The sequence below is a fragment of the Pseudomonas sp. LBUM1657 genome (assembly GCF_059716075.1).
In genome coordinates this window covers 6,252,218-6,271,333 of record NZ_CP166799.1, presented here as the reverse complement: position 1 = coordinate 6,271,333, position 19,116 = coordinate 6,252,218, and the positions used below count along the sequence as shown (strand labels likewise).

Below are 19,116 nucleotides of genomic sequence, written 5' to 3'. Positions count from 1 at the left end.
GCATAAAAAGGCGACCATTTGGTCGCCTTTTTCATTTCTGAAATCGATAAAGGATCACCTGCACCTCATCAGCGGGGCGTTTCATCGCGAAGAAAGCTTGAGTGAATGTCATTGGGAGTGAAGAATATGTAACTTCGTATTTCCAATTGAGATTCATCCATGACTGCCCCGTCCCGTTTACTGGCCTGGCTGGTATTCCCGCTCTTTGCCCTGTGCAGTTTCAATCTGCTGGCCGACACCGTGGAAAGCGCGCCACAAGCGCTGCATTTGCTCGACTACATTGGCGCGGATTACCCGGACACGGTGCAAGCGGGCAAGGTTATCGATGAATCCGAATACCGCGAGCAGCTGGAATTCATCAAGGTATTGCAAGGCTTGATCGCGGCGATGCCGGCTAAACCGGAAAAAGCCGGGTTGGAGCAGGGTGTCAGCACGCTGCGCAACGCGATCACAGCACGGCAGGATGGCGCGGACGTTGCGCGTCAGGCCCGCCAGCTCGGCGCGAAGCTGGCGGTGGCCTATGAAGTCAGCCAGGCTCCGATCATCACCCCGGACCCGACTCGTGGAGCGCCGCTGTACGCCCAGCATTGTTCAGTCTGTCATGGCGATTCGGGTGCCGGGGATGGCCCGGCGGGTGTCGGTCTGACGCCGCCGCCGGCCAATCTGCGAGATACGGCGCGTCTCGATCACCTGAGCCTCTATGCGATCTACAGCACCTTGGGCCTCGGTGTCGAAGGCACCGACATGCCGGCGTTCGCCGATCAGCTGGACGATCGTCAGCGCTGGGACCTGGCCACCTATATCGCCAGCTTCAGCGCCGCCCCGGCGACTGCGAATACTGAAAAGACCTACAACATCGCCGACCTGGCCCGACAGACGCCCGCAGAAGTGCAGGCGGCCGATGGCCCGCAAGCCGCAGCGACTTTCCGTGTGCAGCGGGCGCAACCGCCGCAGGTCAAGCGCGGTCCGGCGCAGTTGCTCGATTACACCGCTGCGACGTTGGACAAAAGTATCGCGGCCTACTGTGCCGGCGATCACGACCAGGCCTACGACCTGTCGGTAGCGGCCTATCTGGAAGGCTTCGAACTGGTCGAAAGTTCTCTCGACAACGTCGATGCCAACGTGCGCAAAGACACTGAAAAGTCCCTGATGGCTTACCGTCAGTCGTTGCAGGACGGTTTGCCGGTGGCCCAGGCCCAGGAGCGTCTGGAGGCAGCAAAAGCCAAGTTGAAGGAATCTGCCGGCCTGTTGGGCAGCGATGGCTTGAGCTGGACCCTGAGCTACATCTCCGGCCTGCTGATTCTGTTGCGCGAAGGCTTGGAAGCGATCCTGGTGCTGGCGGCGATCCTCGCATTCCTGCGCAACACCGGTCAGCAATCGGCGGTGCGCAGTGTCAACGTCGGTTGGGGCTTGGCGCTGCTGGCCGGTCTGGCAACCTGGGCGCTGGCGGCCTATGTGATCGATGTCAGCGGTTCGCAACGGGAATTGCTGGAAGGGGCGACGGCGCTGTTTGCCAGCGTCATGGTGCTGTGGCTCGGTGTGTGGATGCATGATCGTCGTCATGCGGCGGCCTGGCAGGATTACATCAAGAGCAGCCTGGTGGGCGGCGGCGGACGTTTCGGTTTTGCGACCCTGGCGTTCTTCTCGGTGTATCGCGAGTTGTTCGAGGTGATCCTGTTCTACGAAACCCTGTGGCTGCAGGCTGGTCCGGCAGGCCATAACGCGGTACTCGCCGGCGGTGCGACGGCGCTGGTGTTGCTGGTCGGTCTGGCCTGGGTAATCTTGCGCGGTTCGGCGAAGCTGCCGCTGTCGTTGTTCTTCAGCATCAACGCCGGTTTGTTGTGCGCGTTGTCGGTGGTGTTTGCCGGGCATGGCGTGAAGGCATTGCAGGAAGCCGGGATCTTCGGCACCCGGCCGGTGTCGTTCTTTGACTTCGACTGGCTGGGGATTCATGCGGATGCGTATTCGCTGAGTGCTCAAGCCGTGGCGATTTTGGCGATCATCGTGCTGTACGGTCGCAGTCGGATGGCTGAGAAGCGGCGGGTGCAGGTTTCTTAAAACAGCATTCGCTGCGCTCACAATCGCGGGCAAACCCGCTCCCACAGGTTTTTAGCGTTAACCTGTGGGAGTGGGTTTGCCCGCGATGCTTTTTAAACAGGGGAAAACGCGATGCGTGTGTGGATCGATGCCGACGCTTGCCCACGGGCGGCCAAGGATCTGGTGGTCAAGTTCGCCCTCAAGCGCCAGTTCGAAGTGGTGCTGGTGGCCGGGCAGCCGCAAATCAAGCCGGGGCTGGCCCTGGTGAAGCTGATCGTGGTGCCCAGTGGCCCGGATGCGGCTGACGATTACCTGGTGGAACACGCGGTGCCCGGTGAGTTGGTGATCTGCAGCGATGTGCCGCTGGCCGACCGCCTGGTGAAGAAAGGCGTTGCGGCGCTGGACCCGCGGGGCAAGGAATTCGATGCGCAGAACATGGGGGATCGCTTGGCGGTGCGTAACCTGTTCACTGATTTGCGTGAGCAAGGGCAAATGAGCGGCGGGCCGGCACCGTTTGGCGAGCGCGAGAAGCAGGCGTTTGCCAATGCGCTGGATCGGATCCTGACGCGGTTGACCCGCAAATCCTGAGTCATGCCGAGATCTATGTGGGAGCGGGCTTGCTCGCGAAGGGGCCCTGACATTCAATATTGATGTCGACTGACACTCCGCCTTCGCGAGCAAGCCCGCTCCCACATTCAAACCGTGTCAGGCGTCATTCTCGTGGGTCAGTTCGAGCACGCGGTCGACCAGTTTATTGATCCCGGAAGCCGCTTCGCTGATCGACTGCGCCAGCATGTAAGCCGGGGTACTCACCAGTTTGCGCGCCTTGTCTTCGACGATCTCGGTCACTGCGCAGTCTTCGTGAGTGGCGCCCATCTTGTTCATGGCGGCGGCGGTATCGGCGTCATTGCCGATGGTGCAGGTCACGCCCGGCCCGTAGATCTTCGCGGCCAGCGCCGGCGAGATGCAGATCAAGCCGACCGGTTTACCTGCTTCGGCAAAGGCTTCAGCCAGGGCCAGGACTTCGGGCTGCACGGTGCAGCCGGCGCCTTCGATCGCGAAGTTGGAAAGGTTCTTGGCCGCCCCGAAACCGCCCGGAACGATCAGTGCATCGAAGTCTTCGACGTCGGCTTCGCGGATGTCCTTGATGTCGCCCCGGGCGATTCGCGCCGATTCCACCAGCACGTTACGCGACTCGGGCATTTCTTCGCCGGTCAGGTGATTGATCACGTGCAATTGCGCGATGTTGGGTGCGAAACACTGCACCTGGGCGCCACGTTGGTCCAGACGCAGCAAGGTAATCACGCTTTCGTGGATCTCTGCGCCGTCATAAACGCCGCAGCCGGAAAGGATCACTGCAATTTTTTTGCTCATGGGCTTTTCTCCAGATTCATGGCGTTAAATGTCCACTAATTTGTCACTCGTTGCCATAGGGTTAAATCACGGCTACACATAGGATCTGTCCTCAAGATTCCGATCAGGGCGCGTCATGGACTTCATTCTGTATGCGGTGCCGTTTTTCTTTGTGCTGATTGCCGTCGAGCTGCTGGCCGACCGTTGGCGCGGAGTGAGCAATTATCGCGTGGCCGACGCGATCAACAGCATCAGCACCGGCGTGCTGTCGACCACCACCGGCTTGTTGACAAAGGGCGTCGGCCTGGTGACCTATGCGTTTGCTCTCAAACACCTGGCGCTTTTCGAGCTCTCTGGCGACAGCCTTTGGGTCTGGGTATTCGCCTTCGTTCTCTACGACTTCTGCTACTACTGGCTGCACCGCCTGGGCCATGAGCGCAACATTCTCTGGGCCGCTCACTCGGTGCATCACCAGAGCGAGGACTACAACCTCTCCACCGCGTTGCGACAGACCAGCACCGGCTTCCTGCTCAGCTGGATTTTTTACCTGCCCATGGCTGTGCTCGGCGTGCCGCTGCTGGTGTTCATCAGCGTCGCTGCGCTGAACCTGCTGTATCAATTTTGGGTACACACCCGGCACATTCCCAAGCTTGGCTGGTTCGAGTGGTTCTTCGTCACGCCGTCCAATCATCGGGCTCACCATGCACAGAACGCTCTCTACATGGATCGCAACTACGGCGGGGTGTTCATTATTTGGGACCGTCTATTTGGCTCGTTCCAGGAAGAGGACGAAAACGAACCGGTGATTTTCGGCGTGACCACACCGCTGGCGAGCTGGAATCCGCTGTGGGCGAACGTGCAGTTTTATGCGCAGCTGTGGGATGACGCGCGGCGTACCGAAAGCACGTGGGACAAGCTGAGGATCTGGTTTATGCGCACTGGTTGGCGGCCGGCGGATGTGGCGGCGAAGTACCCGATGAACAAGCCGGACCTGAGCCAGTTCCGCAAATTCGAGGTGCCGCTGGAAGGGCGTCAGCAGTGGTATGTGCTGTTGCAGTTCTGCGTTTACGTCGCGTTGGGCAGCTACTTGATGAACCTGGAACAGAGTCTGCCGACCGCCGCCCTGGTGCTCGGTTGGAGTGCGGTGGCGCTGGGTTTGTTTGTGCTGGGCGTGGCCCTGGAGAATCGCCCGTGGGCGTTCAGGCTGGAGCTGCTGCGGTTGGCGTCGAACCTGCCGCTGGTGTGGCTGGCGCCGCTTGTCGGGCTGTGGCCGGCCAGCGCGGTGGGCTGGGTCGGCTTGCTCAGTTACAGTCTGCTAAGCGGTATCGGTCTCTACTGCTGCAGAAACCGGTTCACTCGGCTGGCGTCTTAGTCTCGGCGGTCTTGGCCAGTTCAGCCTGCTCGTCGGCGTAGATCTTCTTCGCCAGACGGGCATTCTTGAAGCGTCGGCGCAGCCACAGGCACAACCCCAGCAGTAGCAGGGCACCGAGCACCCACAATTCGTACTTCTTGATGCTGCCGAGCATGCCTTCGAGCACCGCTCCGAAGTGGTAAGCCGCAGCGGCCAGCGCGGTCGCCCAGATCGCCGCGCCAATGCCGTTGAGGATCAGATAGCGTCCCGGTGGATAGCCTGAAAGGCCGATCGCCACCGGCATCACCGTGCGCAGGCCGTAGACAAAACGGAAGCTCAGCACCCAGATGTCCGGATGCTTGCGGATATGCTCCAGCGCCCGGTCACCCATCAACTGCCAGCGTGGCTTGCGCGCCAGCAACTTGCGGCCATGCTTGCGCCCCATGAAGTACCACAGCTGATCGCCGGCATAGCTGCCGAAGAACGCCACGACCACCACCAGGTTGATGTCCATGTATCCGCGGAACGCGAGGAAGCCCGCGAGCACCAGAATGGTTTCGCCTTCGAAGAACGTGCCGAGAAAGAGGGCGAAGTAGCCGAATTCCTGAAGAAATTGTTGGAGCATTGTCTGGGTGCTGGCGAAATGAACGCGCAGCCTAACCCTTCGTGCACATTCATGAAAGTGTCCAAATGTGTCTCGACGTGAACATTTCCTACAAGGACAATGGAATGCGGCTACGCATTACAGGGCTAAGCACAACTGTCATGTGTTCGTCATAATGGCCGCTTATAACTGTCACGCTCGCCTGCCAGCGCGGGCTCAGGAGTCTGCCGTGAGCTTTACCCCCGCCAACCGTTTGTTTCCTGCAACCCGCCTGCGTCGCAATCGTCGCGATGATTTCTCGCGTCGACTGGTCCGTGAAAACGTTCTGACCGTCGACGACCTGATCCTGCCGGTGTTTGTGCTGGACGGTGAAAACCGTCGCGAAGCGGTGGCCTCGATGCCGGGCGTGGAGCGCCTGACCATCGATCTGTTGCTCGAAGAAGCAGCCAAGTGGGTCGAGTTGGGGATTCCAGCACTGGCGCTGTTCCCGGTGACGCCACCGGAACTCAAATCGCTGGATGCCGCCGAAGCCTGGAACCCTGACGGTATCGCCCAGCGTGCCACCCGCGCCTTGCGCGATCGATTCCCGGAGTTGGGAGTCATCACCGACGTTGCCCTGGACCCGTTCACCACCCACGGTCAGGACGGCATTCTCGACGAAGAAGGCTACGTGCAGAACGACATCACCGTCGACGCACTGGTCAAGCAGGCCCTGTCCCACGCCGAAGCGGGCGCGCAGGTAGTGGCTCCGTCGGACATGATGGACGGTCGCATCCAGGCGATCCGTGAAGCGCTGGAGCTGGCCGATCACGTCAACGTGCGGATCATGGCCTACTCGGCCAAGTATGCCAGCGCCTATTACGGCCCGTTCCGCGACGCGGTCGGTTCGGCGTTGAACCTGGGCAAGGCCAACAAGGCCTCCTATCAGATGGACCCGGCCAACAGCAACGAAGCCCTGCACGAAGTGGCGGCGGACTTGTCAGAAGGCGCGGACATGGTCATGGTCAAGCCAGGCATGCCGTACCTGGATATCCTTTACCGGGTCAAAGAAGAATTTAAAGTGCCGACCTTTGTTTATCAGGTCAGCGGCGAATACGCCATGCACATGGCGGCGATCCAGAATGGCTGGTTGAGCGAAGGGGTTATCCTCGAATCCCTGACCGCTTTTAAACGTGCAGGCGCTGATGGCATCCTGACTTACTTTGCCGTTCGTGCTGCTCAACTGTTACGAGAGCAAAAATAGCCCTCCCAGGAACATTCGATGAATACCGAAGGACTCACTGAAGTTGCCGTAAAAGATGCTCAACCCGTGGTGGAGCAAATCGCCGAAACCCCGCCGGAACTGGAACCTGCTCCACCCGCGGTAGTGGCCGAGCCCGTTGCGGCGGTGCCGACGATTGCCATTCCCGGCCTGGATGACAGCAGCCTGTACATCCATCGCGAGCTATCGCAACTGCAGTTCAACATCCGCGTACTGGAACAGGCGCTGGATGAGTCCTACCCGTTGCTGGAGCGACTGAAGTTTCTGCTGATCTTCTCCAGCAACCTGGACGAGTTTTTCGAAATTCGCGTGGCCGGTCTCAAGAAGCAGATCACTTTCGCCCGTGAACAGGCTGGCGCCGACGGCCTGCAACCGCATCAGGCCCTGGCCCGGATCAGCGAGCTGGTGCACGGTCACGTCGACCGTCAGTACGCGATCCTCAACGACATTCTGTTGCCGGAACTGGAAAAACATCAGGTCCGCTTCATCCGTCGCCGTCACTGGACCACCAAGATCAAAACCTGGGTGCGTCGTTTTTTCCGCGACGAGATCGCGCCGATCATCACGCCGATCGGTCTCGACCCGACGCACCCGTTCCCGTTGCTGGTGAACAAGAGCCTGAACTTCATCGTCGAGCTCGAAGGGGTCGATGCCTTTGGTCGCGATTCCGGTCTGGCGATCATCCCGGCGCCACGTCTGCTGCCGCGAGTCATCAAGGTGCCGGAAGAAGTCGGCGGCCCGGGCGACAACTATGTGTTCCTGTCGTCGATGATCCACGCTCACGCCGATGACTTGTTCCAGGGCATGAAGGTCAAGGGCTGCTACCAGTTCCGCCTGACCCGAAATGCCGACCTTGCCGTCGACACCGAAGATGTAGAAGACCTGGCCCGCGCCCTGCGTGGCGAGTTGTTCTCCCGTCGCTACGGTGACGCGGTGCGTCTGGAAGTCGCCGACACCTGTCCGAAACACTTGTCCGACTACCTGCTCAAGCAGTTCAACCTGCACGAGACCGAGCTGTATCAGGTCAACGGCCCGGTCAACCTGACCCGGCTGTTCAGCATCACCGGCCTGGACAGTCAGCGAGAGCTGCAATACCTGCCGTTCACGCCGCAGATCCCGAAGCTGCTGCAGAACAGCGAGAACATTTTCAGTGTGATCAGCAAGCAGGACATCCTGCTGCTGCACCCGTTCGAGTCGTTCACCCCGGTGGTCGACCTGCTGCGCCAGGCGGCCAAGGACCCGCACGTCTTGGCGGTTCGCCAGACCCTGTACCGCTCCGGCGCCAACTCGGAAATCGTCGATGCGCTGGTGGATGCGGCGCGTAACGGCAAAGAGGTCACGGCGGTGATCGAGTTGCGTGCACGGTTTGACGAAGAGTCCAACCTGCAACTCGCCAGCCGCCTGCAAGCGGCCGGTGCGGTGGTGATCTACGGTGTGGTTGGTTTCAAGACCCACGCCAAGATGATGCTGATCCTGCGTCGCGAGGCCGGCGAGATTGTGCGTTACGCCCACTTGGGTACCGGCAACTACCACGCGGCCAACGCCCGTCTGTACACCGACTACAGCTTGCTGACGTCCGACGATGCCTTGTGCGAAGACGTCGGCAAACTGTTCAGCCAGTTGATCGGCATGGGCAAGACCCTGCGCATGAAGAAACTGTTGCACGCACCGTTCACGTTGAAGAAGGGCATGCTCGACATGATTGCCCGGGAGACCCAGTTCGCCCTCGACGGCAAACCGGCACACATCATTGCCAAGTTCAACTCACTGACCGATCCGAAGATCATCCGTGCGCTGTACAAGGCCAGTCAGTCCGGGGTGCGTATCGATCTGGTGGTGCGCGGCATGTGCTGCCTGCGTCCGGGCATCGCCGGGGTCTCGCACAACATCCACGTGCGCTCGATCATTGGTCGCTTCCTGGAGCACACCCGGGTCTTCTACTTCCTCAATGGCGGGGAAGAGCAGATGTTCCTGTCCAGTGCCGACTGGATGGAACGCAACCTCGACAAGCGGGTCGAGACTTGCTTCCCGGTTGAAGGCAAGAAGCTGATCATGCGGGTCAAGAAAGAGCTGGAGCTTTATCTCACCGATAACACCCATAGCTGGAGCTTGCAGGCGGACGGTCGTTACATCCGCAACACGCCGACCGGCAACCAGAACCCGCGCAGTGCCCAGGCTACGCTGCTGGAGCGTTTGGGCAGTCCGATTCTCACTGTTCGCTAACGCGCAAAACCTGTGGGAGCGGCTTGCTCGCGAAGAGGGCGTGACAGTCGACATCAATGTTGCCTGACACACCGCCTTCGCGAGCAAGCCCGCTCCCACATAAGACTGCATCGTCTGCTGAATCGCGGGCACAAAAAAAGGCCTTCCGAAGAAGGCCTTTTTCAGTTTCAGCGAACGTTAAGCACGAAGCCGACGCGGGTCAGCCATTCCGCTTCGAGGGCGAAGTCCGCCTGGGTCAGCTGGTTTTCATCCAGCCAATTTTCCGGGAACAACACGTCCAGGCTGCCGCCGTTGGCGTGCAGCACGACTTGTGGCATTTCCTGGGTGCCGCGAATGTGATGGAACAGGATCGCAAAGCGCAGCAGCACGCACAGGCGAATCAGCTTGATGCCTTCATCGCCGAACTCGGCAAACTTGTCCCGGGGAATATTGCGTCGGTGGCCACGCACCAGCAGCGCGAGCATTAATTGGTCCTCGCGGGAGAACCCGGCCAGGTCCGAGTGCTCGATCAGGTAGGCGCCGTGCTTGTGGTAGTGATAGTGGGCGATGTCCAGGCCCACTTCATGGACCTTGGCCGCCCAGCCGAGCAGTTCGCGCCAGACGCCGTCATCCAGGTCCCAGTCCTCGGCCACCTGATCGAACGCATGCAAGGCTTTGCGCTCAACCCGCGCCGCTTGTTCCAGATCGACGTGATAACGCTCCATCAGCGAGCTGAGCGTGCGCTCACGGACGTCTTCGTGATGATGACGTCCCAGCAGGTCATAGAGCACGCCTTCGCGCAGGGCGCCCTCACAGTGGTCCATGCGTTGCAACTCGAGGGCATCAAAGATGGCTTCGAGAATCGCCAGGCCGGCAGGGAAGATGGCACGGCGGTCAGGCTTGATACCTTCAAAATCGATCTTCTCGGCGTCGCCGAGCTTGAACAGCTTGCGCTTGAGCCAGGCTAGGCCCTCGGCATTCACTTCGCCCGCGCCGTGACCGCCAGCCTTCAGCGCCAAGCCGATGGCGCGAATGGTGCCCGAGGAGCCGATGGCTTCATCCCAGGTCAGGCGATGCAGGGCGTGTTCAATGCTCATGATCTCCAGTCGCGCCGCCGTGTAGGCCTGGGCATAGCGGGCCGGGGTGATCTTGCCGTCCTTGAAATAGCGCTGGGTGTAGCTCACGCAGCCCATTTGCAGGCTTTCGCGCAGCAGCGGTTCGAAGCGCTGGCCAATGATGAACTCGGTACTGCCGCCGCCGATGTCGGCGACAAGGCGTTTGCCCGGGGTGTCGGCGAGGGTGTGGGACACGCCGAGGTAGATCAGGCGCGCTTCTTCACGGCCGGAGATGACTTCTACCGGGTGACCGAGGATTTCTTCGGCACGGCGGATGAATTCGCCACGGTTGCGGGCTTCACGCAGGGCGTTGGTGCCAACGATCCGCACGGCGCCGAGCGGCATACCGTTGATCAGTTGGGCAAAACGCTTCAGGCAATCGAGCCCGCGCTGCATGGATTCTTCACTGAGCTTGCGCTCTTCGTCGATGCCGGCGGCCAGCTGAACCTTCTCCCCGAGACGTTCGAGAATACGGATTTCGCCGTTCTGGGCCTTGGCCACGACCATGTGAAAGCTGTTGGAGCCCAGGTCGATTGCGGCGATCAAGGACAGATTCTTGGCTTGGGATTGCGGCATGGTCAGGGGGTCTCGGTCGATAACCTCGTCATCGTGCCACGATCAAACGCTGCCGCCAACGCGCAGGAGCTGTCGAAGGCTGCGATCTTTTACCGCGGGGTACCTGCGGCGTTGCGGATGGCCTCTTCGCGGGCAAGCCCGCTCCCACAGGATTGGTGTGTTGTCTTCAATCCCGCAGACGACGAAGAACCAATGTGGGAGCGGGCTTGCCCGCGAAGACGGCCTCACAGGCAACGAAGATCTTCAGCCTGCCGCCTCAACCGTCCCGATGAAATTCGCCAACTCCGCCGTCTGCGGGTTGGCAAACAACACTTTCGGATCCCCCACCTCATGCACCTTGCCCAGATGCATAAACACCAACTTATCCCCAACCTCGCGAGCAAAACGCATTTCATGGGTGACCATAATCAAAGTCATGCCCTCTTTAGCCAGCTGTCGCACCACGCTGAGCACTTCGTTGACCAGTTCGGGGTCGAGGGCCGAGGTGATTTCGTCGCACAGCAGCACCTTCGGCGACATCGCCAGCGCGCGAGCAATCGCGACACGCTGTTGCTGCCCGCCGGACAGCCGATCCGGAAAGGCGTCAAACTTCTCCCCCAGGCCGACCCGCTCCAGCATCTGTCGCGCCAGTTCGGCGGCCTTGGCTTTCGGTACTTTCTGCACCACTTGCGGCGCCAGCATCACGTTCTCGCCGACCGTCAGGTGCGGGAACAGGTTGAACTGCTGGAACACCATCCCGACTTTCTGCCGCAAGCTGCGCAGGTCGGCGCGGGCAGCATCAAGGTATTCGCCGTCGACTTCGATCACGCCATCGTTGATCGACTCCAGTCCGTTCAACGTGCGCAGCAAGGTCGATTTGCCCGAGCCGCTGCGACCAATGATCGCCACGACCTGGCCTTCCTCGACGCTGAGGTCGATGCCTTTGAGCACATGGTGGTCGCCGTAATATTTATGCAGGGCCGAAATTCTAAGCAGAGGCATGCAGTCTCCTTTCCAGGTAGCGCGCACTGAGGGACAAGGGGTAGCAAAGCAGGAAGTAACCGAGGGCCACGAGCCCGTAGACCATGAACGGTTCGAAGGTCGCGTTGGCGAGCATGCCGCCGGTCTTGGTCAGTTCGGTAAAACCGATGATCGAGGTCACGGCGGTGCCTTTGACCACCTGCACCGAGAAGCCCACGGTCGGCGCAACGGCGATGCGCAGGGCTTGCGGCAGGATCACGTAGCGCAGTTGCTCCAGCGGGTTGAGTGCCAGGCTCGACGAGGCTTCCCACTGGCCGTTGGGGATCGAGTCGACGCAACCGCGCCAGATCTCCGCGAGGTAGGCGCTGGTGAACAGCGTCAGGGCAATCGCCGCCGCCATCCACGGCGAAATCTCCACCCCGGCCAGCGCCACGCCGAAGAACACCAGAAATAACTGCATCAACAGCGGCGTGCCCTGGAACAGTTCGATGTAGGTGCGGGCGAAGTTGCTGGGCAAGGCGTTTTTCGAGATGCGCATGACCATGATCAGTAAACCGATCAGCCCACCGCCGATAAATGCCACCAGCGACAGCGCCAGGGTCCATTGCAGTCCGGTGAGCAGGTTGCGCACAACGTCCCAAAAGGTGAAATCGCTCATTGGCTGCTCCTTGCTATGTACCGACGGCCGATCCAGTTCAGCAGTTGGCGGATCAGCAGCGCCATGCACAGGTAGATCAGCGTGGTCAGGGCGTAGGTTTCAAAGGCGCGGAAGTTGCGCGACTGAATGAAGTTGGCGGCGAAGCTCAACTCTTCGGTGGCGATCTGCGAACAGACCGCCGAGCCGAGCATGACGATGATGATCTGGCTGCTCAGGGCCGGCCAGACCTTGCCCAGCGCCGGCAGCAACACCACGTGGCGGAACGCTTCGAAGCGGGTCATAGCCAGGGCGGCTGCGGCTTCCAGCTGTCCTCGGGGGATCGCTTGAATGCCGGCGCGAATGATCTCGGTCGAATAAGCGCCGAGGTTGATCACCATCGCCAGCACCGCCGCCTGCCATTCGGAAATCTGCACGCCCAGGGACGGCAAGCCGAAGAAGATGAAAAACAACTGCACCAGAAACGGCGTATTGCGGATCAACTCGACGTAGACCCCGAAAATCGCGGAAAACGGGCGGATGTTCCACGCCCGCACCAGCGCCCCGACGATGCCCAGCCCCACCCCGAGTACCGCGCCGATGGCCGTCAGTTCAAGGGTGAACAGCGCACCGCGCAATAGCAGGTCGGTGTTTTGCACCACCGGTATGAAGTCGAACTGATAGGACATATCGAGCCTCCCCAGCGGCGATCAGAGATCGGCCGGCAGCGGCTCTTTGAGCCAGGTCCGGGAGTTTTTCTCCAGGGCGCCATCGGTCTTGGCCGTGGCGAGGATCTGGTTGACCTTGCCCAGCAGCGCCGGCTCGTTCTTATTCACGCCAACGTAGACCGGGGAATCCTTGAGCTTCACTTTCAGCGCTGGAATGCGTTTTGGATTCCGCTCACTGATGGTCACCATCACCACGTTGCCGCTGGCGATCAGGTCAACTTGCCCGGCGAGGTAAGCGGCGATGGTCGAGTTGTTGTCTTCGAAGCGCTTGATGGTCACGCCTTCAGGGGCGACTTTGCTCAGCTCGATGTCTTCGATGGCGCCACGGGTGACGCTGATGGTTTTGCCCTTGAGATCGTCCAGGCCTTTGATGTCGGCGTCGGGCGGACCGAACACCGCGAGGTAGAAGGGCGCGTAGGCGCTGGAGAAATCGATGACCTTCTCACGCTCAGGGTTCTTGCCGAGGCTGGAAATCACCAGATCGACTTTTCCTGTGGTCAGGAACGGGATGCGGTTGGTGCTGTTGACCGGGGTCAGTTCGAGTTTGACCTTGAGTTGGTCGGCGAGCAGTTTGGCGGTGTCGATATCGAGGCCGCGCGGCTTCATGTCCGGGCCGACCGAGCCGAAGGGCGGGAAGTCCTGAGGCACGGCGACTTTGAGGACGCCGCGCTTGACCACATCTTCCAGACCGTCAGCGTGGGCGGGCGCCTGGCTCAGCATCAGGCTGGCAAACAGGGCGGTGAGGAGGGCGCTGTAACGCTTGGTCATGGCAAATCTCCGAATCGGCGGGGAGTGATTTCTGCGATTCGATAGAGCACGGGCCATGCCAAGTACTGGTTTTGGGTAGCGCAAGCCGCGGTTTTGCTGGGTTGGTTCGGTCTTACTGGTCTGAACAGTTGGCGTTGGTTTCGCACCCCGATGGCGCATCCGTGAAAATCCCCGAACCCCCATGGGGCACGACTTGCCGGGCGCTGCGAATAGCTTTACAACTAACCGCTCATTGGCCTGGTTCGTTTGAAAAACCATGAATTCGATCACTCGCGCCGTACCTGAAGTGGCGCTGCAAGCCATCCGTAAACTGATCACCGAACAAGGTTTCGGGCCGGGGGATGCCTTGCCCTCGCAGCGGGACCTGGCGGTGCAATTGGGGGTCAGCCGGGCGTCGTTGCGCGAGGCGTTGTCGTCCCTGAGTGCGCTGGGTGTCATCAGCATCCAGCCGGGTAAAGGCGTGTTCGTGCAGTCGCCGGTGGAGTTGCCGCGAGGCGATGCGGCGCTGAGTTGGCCGTTCGCGGCCCAGGCTTCGCCGCTGGATATCTTCCAGTTGAGATATGCGTTGGAGGGTTTCGCTGCCGGTTTGGCTGCCTTGACCTTGAGCACCCATGAACTCGATACGCTGGAAGACAACGTCGCCGCCATGCGCAACGAACTGCGGGCGGGAGACTTCGAAGCCGCAGCGCGGCTGGATTTCGATTTCCACCGGCGCATTCTGCTGGCCAGCGGTAATCAGGCGATGCTGAGCATCCTGACCGCCAGCGCCGACATCTTTCTGGAGAGCCAGAAGTTACCGTTCATCCGGGCCGAGCGGGCCATGGAAACCTGGCAGGAGCATCGGAAAATCCTCCGTGCGCTGGCCCGGCGAGCGTCCGGCGCGGCACAGAAGGCCATGCACGAACATGTGCGCAACGCAGCCTTGCGCACCGGAATTGCCTTTGTCGCTCCCGCCACCTCATGACTTGAGCTATACCCAAACTCATGGACCACCATAGCGAGACTCAATCATCTGCGGCTTCCTGAACGCGGGAAGGGCGGCTATGATGGGCCACGTTTTTTTGCTTACAACCTGGAGACTTCCATGAGCAGCGATCTTATCAAACACGTTAGCGACGCTAGCTTCGAGGCCGACGTACTCAAGGCCGAAGGCGCTGTACTGGTCGACTACTGGGCTGAATGGTGTGGCCCATGCAAAATGATCGCTCCTGTTCTGGACGAGATTGCTGAAACCTACAAAGGCAAGCTGACCATTGCCAAACTGAACATCGACGAAAACCAGGAAACCCCGGCCAAGCATGGCGTGCGTGGTATCCCGACGCTGATGCTGTTCAAGAACGGCAACGTTGAAGCGACCAAGGTCGGCGCACTGTCGAAGTCGCAACTGGCTGCTTTCCTCGACGCCAACATTTAAGTGTCGTTATAAAGTGTCCAAAATTGGCCCCGCATATTGCGGGGCCTTTTCGTTATTGAGGGCTAGACGCTCCGAAACTCAGGTGGTACATTCGGCCCCGCACTGGTTTCTCCACTGCCCCCTGCTAGCCGTCGCCGACGCACTCCTTTTCGAATAAGTACGCGATCCTGTCGCCTTCTCTGCGGCGCGGCCTCATTAAGCCAAAAGCTTAATTTCCCCCCCTCCATAAATGATTACGTCATTCCTATATGAATCTGACTGAACTCAAGCAAAAGCCGATTACCGAACTGCTCGAATTGGCCGAACAGATGGGCATAGAAAATATGGCCCGTTCGCGCAAGCAGGACGTGATTTTCTCCCTGCTCAAAAAGCACGCTAAAAGCGGCGAGGAAATCTCCGGTGATGGCGTGCTGGAGATTCTCCAGGACGGCTTCGGCTTCCTTCGCTCCGCTGACGCTTCCTATCTCGCCGGCCCTGACGATATCTACGTCTCGCCGAGCCAGATCCGTCGCTTCAACTTGCGCACCGGTGACACCATCGTTGGCAAGATCCGCCCTCCAAAGGAAGGCGAGCGTTATTTCGCGCTGCTCAAGGTCGACACGATCAACTACGATCGTCCCGAGAACGCGAAAAACAAGATTCTCTTCGAGAACCTGACCCCGCTGTTCCCGACCGTACGCATGAAGATGGAAGCCGGCAACGGTTCCACCGAAGACTTGACCGGTCGTGTCATCGACCTGTGCGCCCCGATCGGCAAAGGCCAGCGCGGCCTGATCGTTGCACCGCCGAAAGCCGGTAAAACCATCATGCTGCAGAACATCGCAGCGAACATCGCGCGTAACAATCCTGAAGTTCATCTGATCGTATTGCTGATCGACGAACGTCCGGAAGAAGTCACCGAAATGCAGCGCACCGTGCGCGGCGAAGTGGTTGCCTCGACGTTCGACGAGCCGCCAACCCGCCACGTGCAGGTTGCCGAAATGGTGATCGAGAAGGCCAAGCGCCTGGTCGAACACAAGAAAGACGTGGTGATCCTGCTCGACTCCATCACTCGTCTGGCCCGTGCCTACAACACCGTGATCCCGAGCTCCGGCAAAGTGCTCACCGGTGGTGTCGATGCCCACGCCCTGGAGAAACCGAAACGTTTCTTTGGCGCTGCACGGAACATCGAAGAAGGCGGTTCGCTGACCATCATCGCCACCGCGCTGGTTGAAACCGGCTCGAAGATGGACGAAGTGATCTACGAAGAATTCAAAGGCACCGGCAACATGGAACTGCCTCTGGATCGCCGTATCGCTGAAAAACGCGTCTTCCCGGCCATCAACATCAACCGTTCCGGCACCCGCCGCGAAGAGTTGCTGACGGCCGACGACGAGTTGCAGCGCATGTGGATTCTTCGCAAGCTCCTGCACCCGATGGACGAAATCGCTGCCATCGAGTTCCTGGTCGACAAGCTGAAAACGACCAAGACCAACGATGAGTTCTTCCTGTCGATGAAACGCAAGTAAGTCGAACGGGCCAAAAAGCCGGGGAAACCCGGCTTTTTGCTATCTGATTTTTGATGAACCGGCAGTTCGTGGTTCTGAACAGAGGGGTTCGGCGCTAAACTGCCACCCCCGAACGCCACGGCCAAAACGAGGCTCACGCATGCAGTATCGCGACTTGCGCGACTTTATCAGCGGCCTGGAACAGCGCGGCGAACTCAAGCGCATCCAGGTTCCGGTGTCCCCAGTACTGGAAATGACCGAGGTCTGCGACCGCACCTTGCGCGCCAAAGGCCCGGCCCTGCTTTTCGAAAAGCCTACGGGCTATGACATTCCGGTGCTCGGCAACCTGTTCGGCACCCCCGAACGCGTGGCGCTGGGTATGGGCGCAGAAGCGGTCAGCGAATTGCGCGAAATCGGCAAGCTGCTGGCGTTCCTCAAGGAACCCGAGCCACCGAAAGGCTTGAAAGATGCGTGGTCGAAGCTGCCGATCTTCCGCAAGATCATCGCCATGGCGCCGAAAGTCGTCAAAGACGCGGTGTGCCAGGAAGTGGTCATCGAAGGCGACGACGTCGATCTCGCCATGCTGCCGGTGCAGACCTGCTGGCCCGGCGACGTCGGCCCGCTGATCACCTGGGGCCTGACCGTCACCAAAGGTCCGAACAAGGATCGCCAGAACCTCGGTATCTATCGTCAGCAAGTGATCGGCCGTAACAAAGTCATTATGCGCTGGCTGAGCCACCGTGGCGGCGCGTTGGATTATCGCGAATGGTGCGAGAAGCATCCTGGCCAACCGTTCCCGGTGTCCGTGGCCCTGGGCGCTGACCCGGCGACCATCCTCGGTGCCGTGACACCGGTGCCGGACAGCCTTTCCGAATACGCTTTCGCCGGTCTGCTGCGCGGCAACCGCACCGAGTTGGTGAAGTGTCGCGGCAACGACCTGCAAGTGCCGGCCACCGCCGAGATCATCCTCGAAGGCGTAATCCATCCGGGCGAGATGGCCGACGAAGGTCCTTATGGCGACCACACCGGTTACTACAACGAAGTCGACAGCTTCCCGGTGCTCACCGTCGAGCGCATCACCCACCGTATCAAACCGATTTATCACAGCACCTACACCGGCCGACCACCGGATGAGCCGGCGATTCTCGGCGTGGCGCTGAACGAAGTGTTCGTGCCGATCCTGCAGAAGCAGTTCCCGGAGATCACCGACTTCTATCTGCCGCCCGAAGGCTGCTCGTACCGCATGGCCATCGTGACCATGAAGAAGTCGTATCCCGGACATGCCAAGCGGGTAATGCTCGGTGTCTGGTCGTTTTTGCGACAGTTCATGTACACCAAGTTCGTTATCGTCACTGATGACGATATCAATGCACGGGACTGGAACGACGTGATCTGGGCCATCACCACGCGCATGGACCCCAAGCGTGACACGGTGATGATCGATAACACGCCGATCGACTACCTGGACTTCGCCTCGCCGATTTCCGGCCTGGGTTCGAAGATGGGGCTCGATGCCACACATAAATGGCCGGGCGAAACCACTCGCGAGTGGGGCCGGGTGATCGTCAAGGACGAAGCCGTGACCCAGCGGATCGATGCCATCTGGAATCAGTTAGGAATAGATTGATGCGTGTAACCTTGCAGCCCTCCGGAGCAGTGCTTGAGATTCTGCCCGGCGAGCGGATTCTCGATGGCGCGCGGCGTCTGGGCTATGAATGCCCGCAAAGCTGTCGCAACGGCAATTGCCATGTTTGCGGTGCGCTGCTGGTGGAAGGCCGGGTCGAACAAGCTGGCGATGTGCGCGACCATGGCGAGTTCTACACTTGCATAGCAGAGCCGCTGGAAGACTGCATCGTGCTGTGGGATGGCGTGCTCGCGCTGGGAGAATTGCCGGTGCGCAGCTTGTCGTGTCAGGTCATTGAATGCAGGGACGTCGGCGGTGATACCTGGCGTGTGCGTCTGCGAGCCCCGGCCGGCAAGCCGCCGCGTTATCATGCCGGTCAGTACCTGATGATCGAGCGTGAGAACGGCGAGAAATCCGCGTTTTCCCTGGCCTCGGCACCCCATGGTGGGCGTGATCTGGAAATCCATGTGCTGGCGCGCGAAAGCAGTGCGCTGAGCCTGATCGAACAGCTGCAACGCAACCCCATGGTGCGGATCGAGATGCCATTCGGCGATACCCATCTGGCGGAATTGCCGGACGGGCCCTTGGTGCTGGTCGCCGCTGGCACCGGCATGGGCCAGATCCATAGCCTCATCGAACATTGCCGCGCCAAGGGCTTCAAACATCCGGTGCATTTGTATTGGGGGGTACGCCGTCCCGAAGACTTTTATGACATCGAACATTGGGATGAATGGCTGAAACTGCCCAATCTGTTCCTGCATAAAGTCGTCAGCGATCAGTGTGGCTGGCAGGGGCGCTGCGGCATGCTGCATGAAGCGGTGTGCGAAGACTTCGCCGATCTGAAGACGCTGCATGTGTATGCCAGCGGCTCTCCGGCAATGGTTTACGGCACGTTGGATGCCTTGGTCGAAGCCGGCATGGATGCTCATCAAATGCGCGCCGACGTGTTTGCGTACGCTCCGCGATCTTGATCCGCGATCTTAATCGTTATAACCCTCTATA

General features: G+C 60.1%; 17 protein-coding genes. 10 read left to right on the top strand and 7 right to left on the bottom strand.

Features of this window, described 5'->3' with window-relative positions:
* The first annotated feature begins 159 nt into the window (after nucleotides 1-159).
* Nucleotides 160-2,058 (top strand): FTR1 family protein, encoded by a 1,899-nt coding sequence (locus ACA055_RS28995; protein WP_497681646.1) that lies wholly within the window; start codon nucleotides 160-162, stop codon nucleotides 2,056-2,058.
* Nucleotides 2,059-2,169: 111 nt separating this feature from the next.
* Nucleotides 2,170-2,625 carry a YaiI/YqxD family protein gene (locus ACA055_RS28990; RefSeq protein ID WP_192227491.1) on the top strand — a complete coding sequence of 152 codons (456 nt, stop codon included), beginning with the start codon at nucleotides 2,170-2,172 and terminating at the stop codon, nucleotides 2,623-2,625.
* Between the two features lie 117 nt (nucleotides 2,626-2,742).
* Here ACA055_RS28990 and elbB read toward each other — a convergent pair whose 3' ends face one another.
* Nucleotides 2,743-3,411, bottom strand: coding sequence for an isoprenoid biosynthesis glyoxalase ElbB (elbB, locus tag ACA055_RS28985; protein ID WP_497681645.1), 669 nt, complete (start codon nucleotides 3,409-3,411; stop codon nucleotides 2,743-2,745).
* Nucleotides 3,412-3,526: 115 nt separating this feature from the next.
* Here elbB and ACA055_RS28980 point away from each other — a divergent pair, with 115 nt between their 5' ends.
* A complete protein-coding gene (locus ACA055_RS28980) occupies nucleotides 3,527-4,762 on the top strand; it encodes a sterol desaturase family protein (RefSeq protein ID WP_497681644.1) in 1,236 nt (411 codons plus the stop codon).
* On the opposite strand, the gene ACA055_RS28975 is transcribed toward ACA055_RS28980, so the two are convergent.
* Nucleotides 4,743-5,366, bottom strand: a complete 624-nt coding sequence (locus ACA055_RS28975; RefSeq protein WP_497681643.1) for a DedA family protein — start codon at nucleotides 5,364-5,366, stop codon at nucleotides 4,743-4,745. The genes ACA055_RS28980 and ACA055_RS28975 overlap by 20 nt on opposite strands.
* A 208-nt stretch (nucleotides 5,367-5,574) precedes the next feature.
* Between ACA055_RS28975 and hemB the strand changes: the two genes are divergently transcribed.
* On the top strand, nucleotides 5,575-6,588 hold the full coding sequence (hemB, locus tag ACA055_RS28970) for a porphobilinogen synthase (RefSeq protein ID WP_008076082.1): 1,014 nt from the start codon (nucleotides 5,575-5,577) through the stop codon (nucleotides 6,586-6,588).
* An 18-nt stretch (nucleotides 6,589-6,606) separates the two neighbouring features.
* Complete coding sequence (gene ppk1, locus ACA055_RS28965) at nucleotides 6,607-8,829, top strand: polyphosphate kinase 1 (protein ID WP_497681642.1); 2,223 nt, start codon at nucleotides 6,607-6,609, stop codon at nucleotides 8,827-8,829.
* A gap of 167 nt (nucleotides 8,830-8,996) precedes the next feature.
* On the opposite strand, the gene ppx is transcribed toward ppk1, so the two are convergent.
* From ppx to ACA055_RS28940, 5 genes are all read right to left on the bottom strand, one after another.
* On the bottom strand, nucleotides 8,997-10,499 hold the full coding sequence (ppx, locus tag ACA055_RS28960; protein ID WP_497681641.1) for an exopolyphosphatase: 1,503 nt from the start codon (nucleotides 10,497-10,499) through the stop codon (nucleotides 8,997-8,999).
* A 243-nt stretch (nucleotides 10,500-10,742) separates the two neighbouring features.
* A complete protein-coding gene (locus ACA055_RS28955; protein WP_497681640.1) occupies nucleotides 10,743-11,480 on the bottom strand; it encodes an amino acid ABC transporter ATP-binding protein in 738 nt (245 codons plus the stop codon).
* Complete coding sequence (locus tag ACA055_RS28950) at nucleotides 11,467-12,117, bottom strand: amino acid ABC transporter permease (protein ID WP_497681639.1); 651 nt, start codon at nucleotides 12,115-12,117, stop codon at nucleotides 11,467-11,469. The genes ACA055_RS28955 and ACA055_RS28950 overlap by 14 nt, the downstream gene beginning before the upstream one ends.
* Entirely contained in the window at nucleotides 12,114-12,782 is a 669-nt protein-coding gene (locus tag ACA055_RS28945; RefSeq protein WP_497681638.1) for an amino acid ABC transporter permease, read from the bottom strand. Before ACA055_RS28945 ends, ACA055_RS28950 begins: the two co-directional genes overlap by 4 nt.
* 21 nt (nucleotides 12,783-12,803) lie before the next feature.
* On the bottom strand, nucleotides 12,804-13,589 hold the full coding sequence (locus ACA055_RS28940; RefSeq protein ID WP_497681637.1) for a transporter substrate-binding domain-containing protein: 786 nt from the start codon (nucleotides 13,587-13,589) through the stop codon (nucleotides 12,804-12,806).
* Nucleotides 13,590-13,845: 256 nt separating this feature from the next.
* Between ACA055_RS28940 and ACA055_RS28935 the strand changes: the two genes are divergently transcribed.
* From ACA055_RS28935 to ACA055_RS28915, 5 genes are all read left to right on the top strand, one after another.
* On the top strand, nucleotides 13,846-14,553 hold the full coding sequence (locus ACA055_RS28935; protein WP_497681636.1) for a FadR/GntR family transcriptional regulator: 708 nt from the start codon (nucleotides 13,846-13,848) through the stop codon (nucleotides 14,551-14,553).
* A gap of 120 nt (nucleotides 14,554-14,673) precedes the next feature.
* Nucleotides 14,674-15,003, top strand: a complete 330-nt coding sequence (gene trxA, locus ACA055_RS28930) for a thioredoxin TrxA (RefSeq protein WP_003177349.1) — start codon at nucleotides 14,674-14,676, stop codon at nucleotides 15,001-15,003.
* A gap of 248 nt (nucleotides 15,004-15,251) precedes the next feature.
* Nucleotides 15,252-16,511, top strand: a complete 1,260-nt coding sequence (gene rho, locus ACA055_RS28925) for a transcription termination factor Rho (RefSeq protein ID WP_007942421.1) — start codon at nucleotides 15,252-15,254, stop codon at nucleotides 16,509-16,511.
* A gap of 139 nt (nucleotides 16,512-16,650) precedes the next feature.
* Entirely contained in the window at nucleotides 16,651-18,117 is a 1,467-nt protein-coding gene (gene ubiD / locus ACA055_RS28920) for a 4-hydroxy-3-polyprenylbenzoate decarboxylase (RefSeq protein ID WP_497681635.1), read from the top strand.
* Complete coding sequence (locus tag ACA055_RS28915; protein ID WP_497681634.1) at nucleotides 18,117-19,085, top strand: CDP-6-deoxy-delta-3,4-glucoseen reductase; 969 nt, start codon at nucleotides 18,117-18,119, stop codon at nucleotides 19,083-19,085. Before ubiD ends, ACA055_RS28915 begins: the two co-directional genes overlap by 1 nt.
* Nucleotides 19,086-19,116 lie beyond the last annotated feature (31 nt).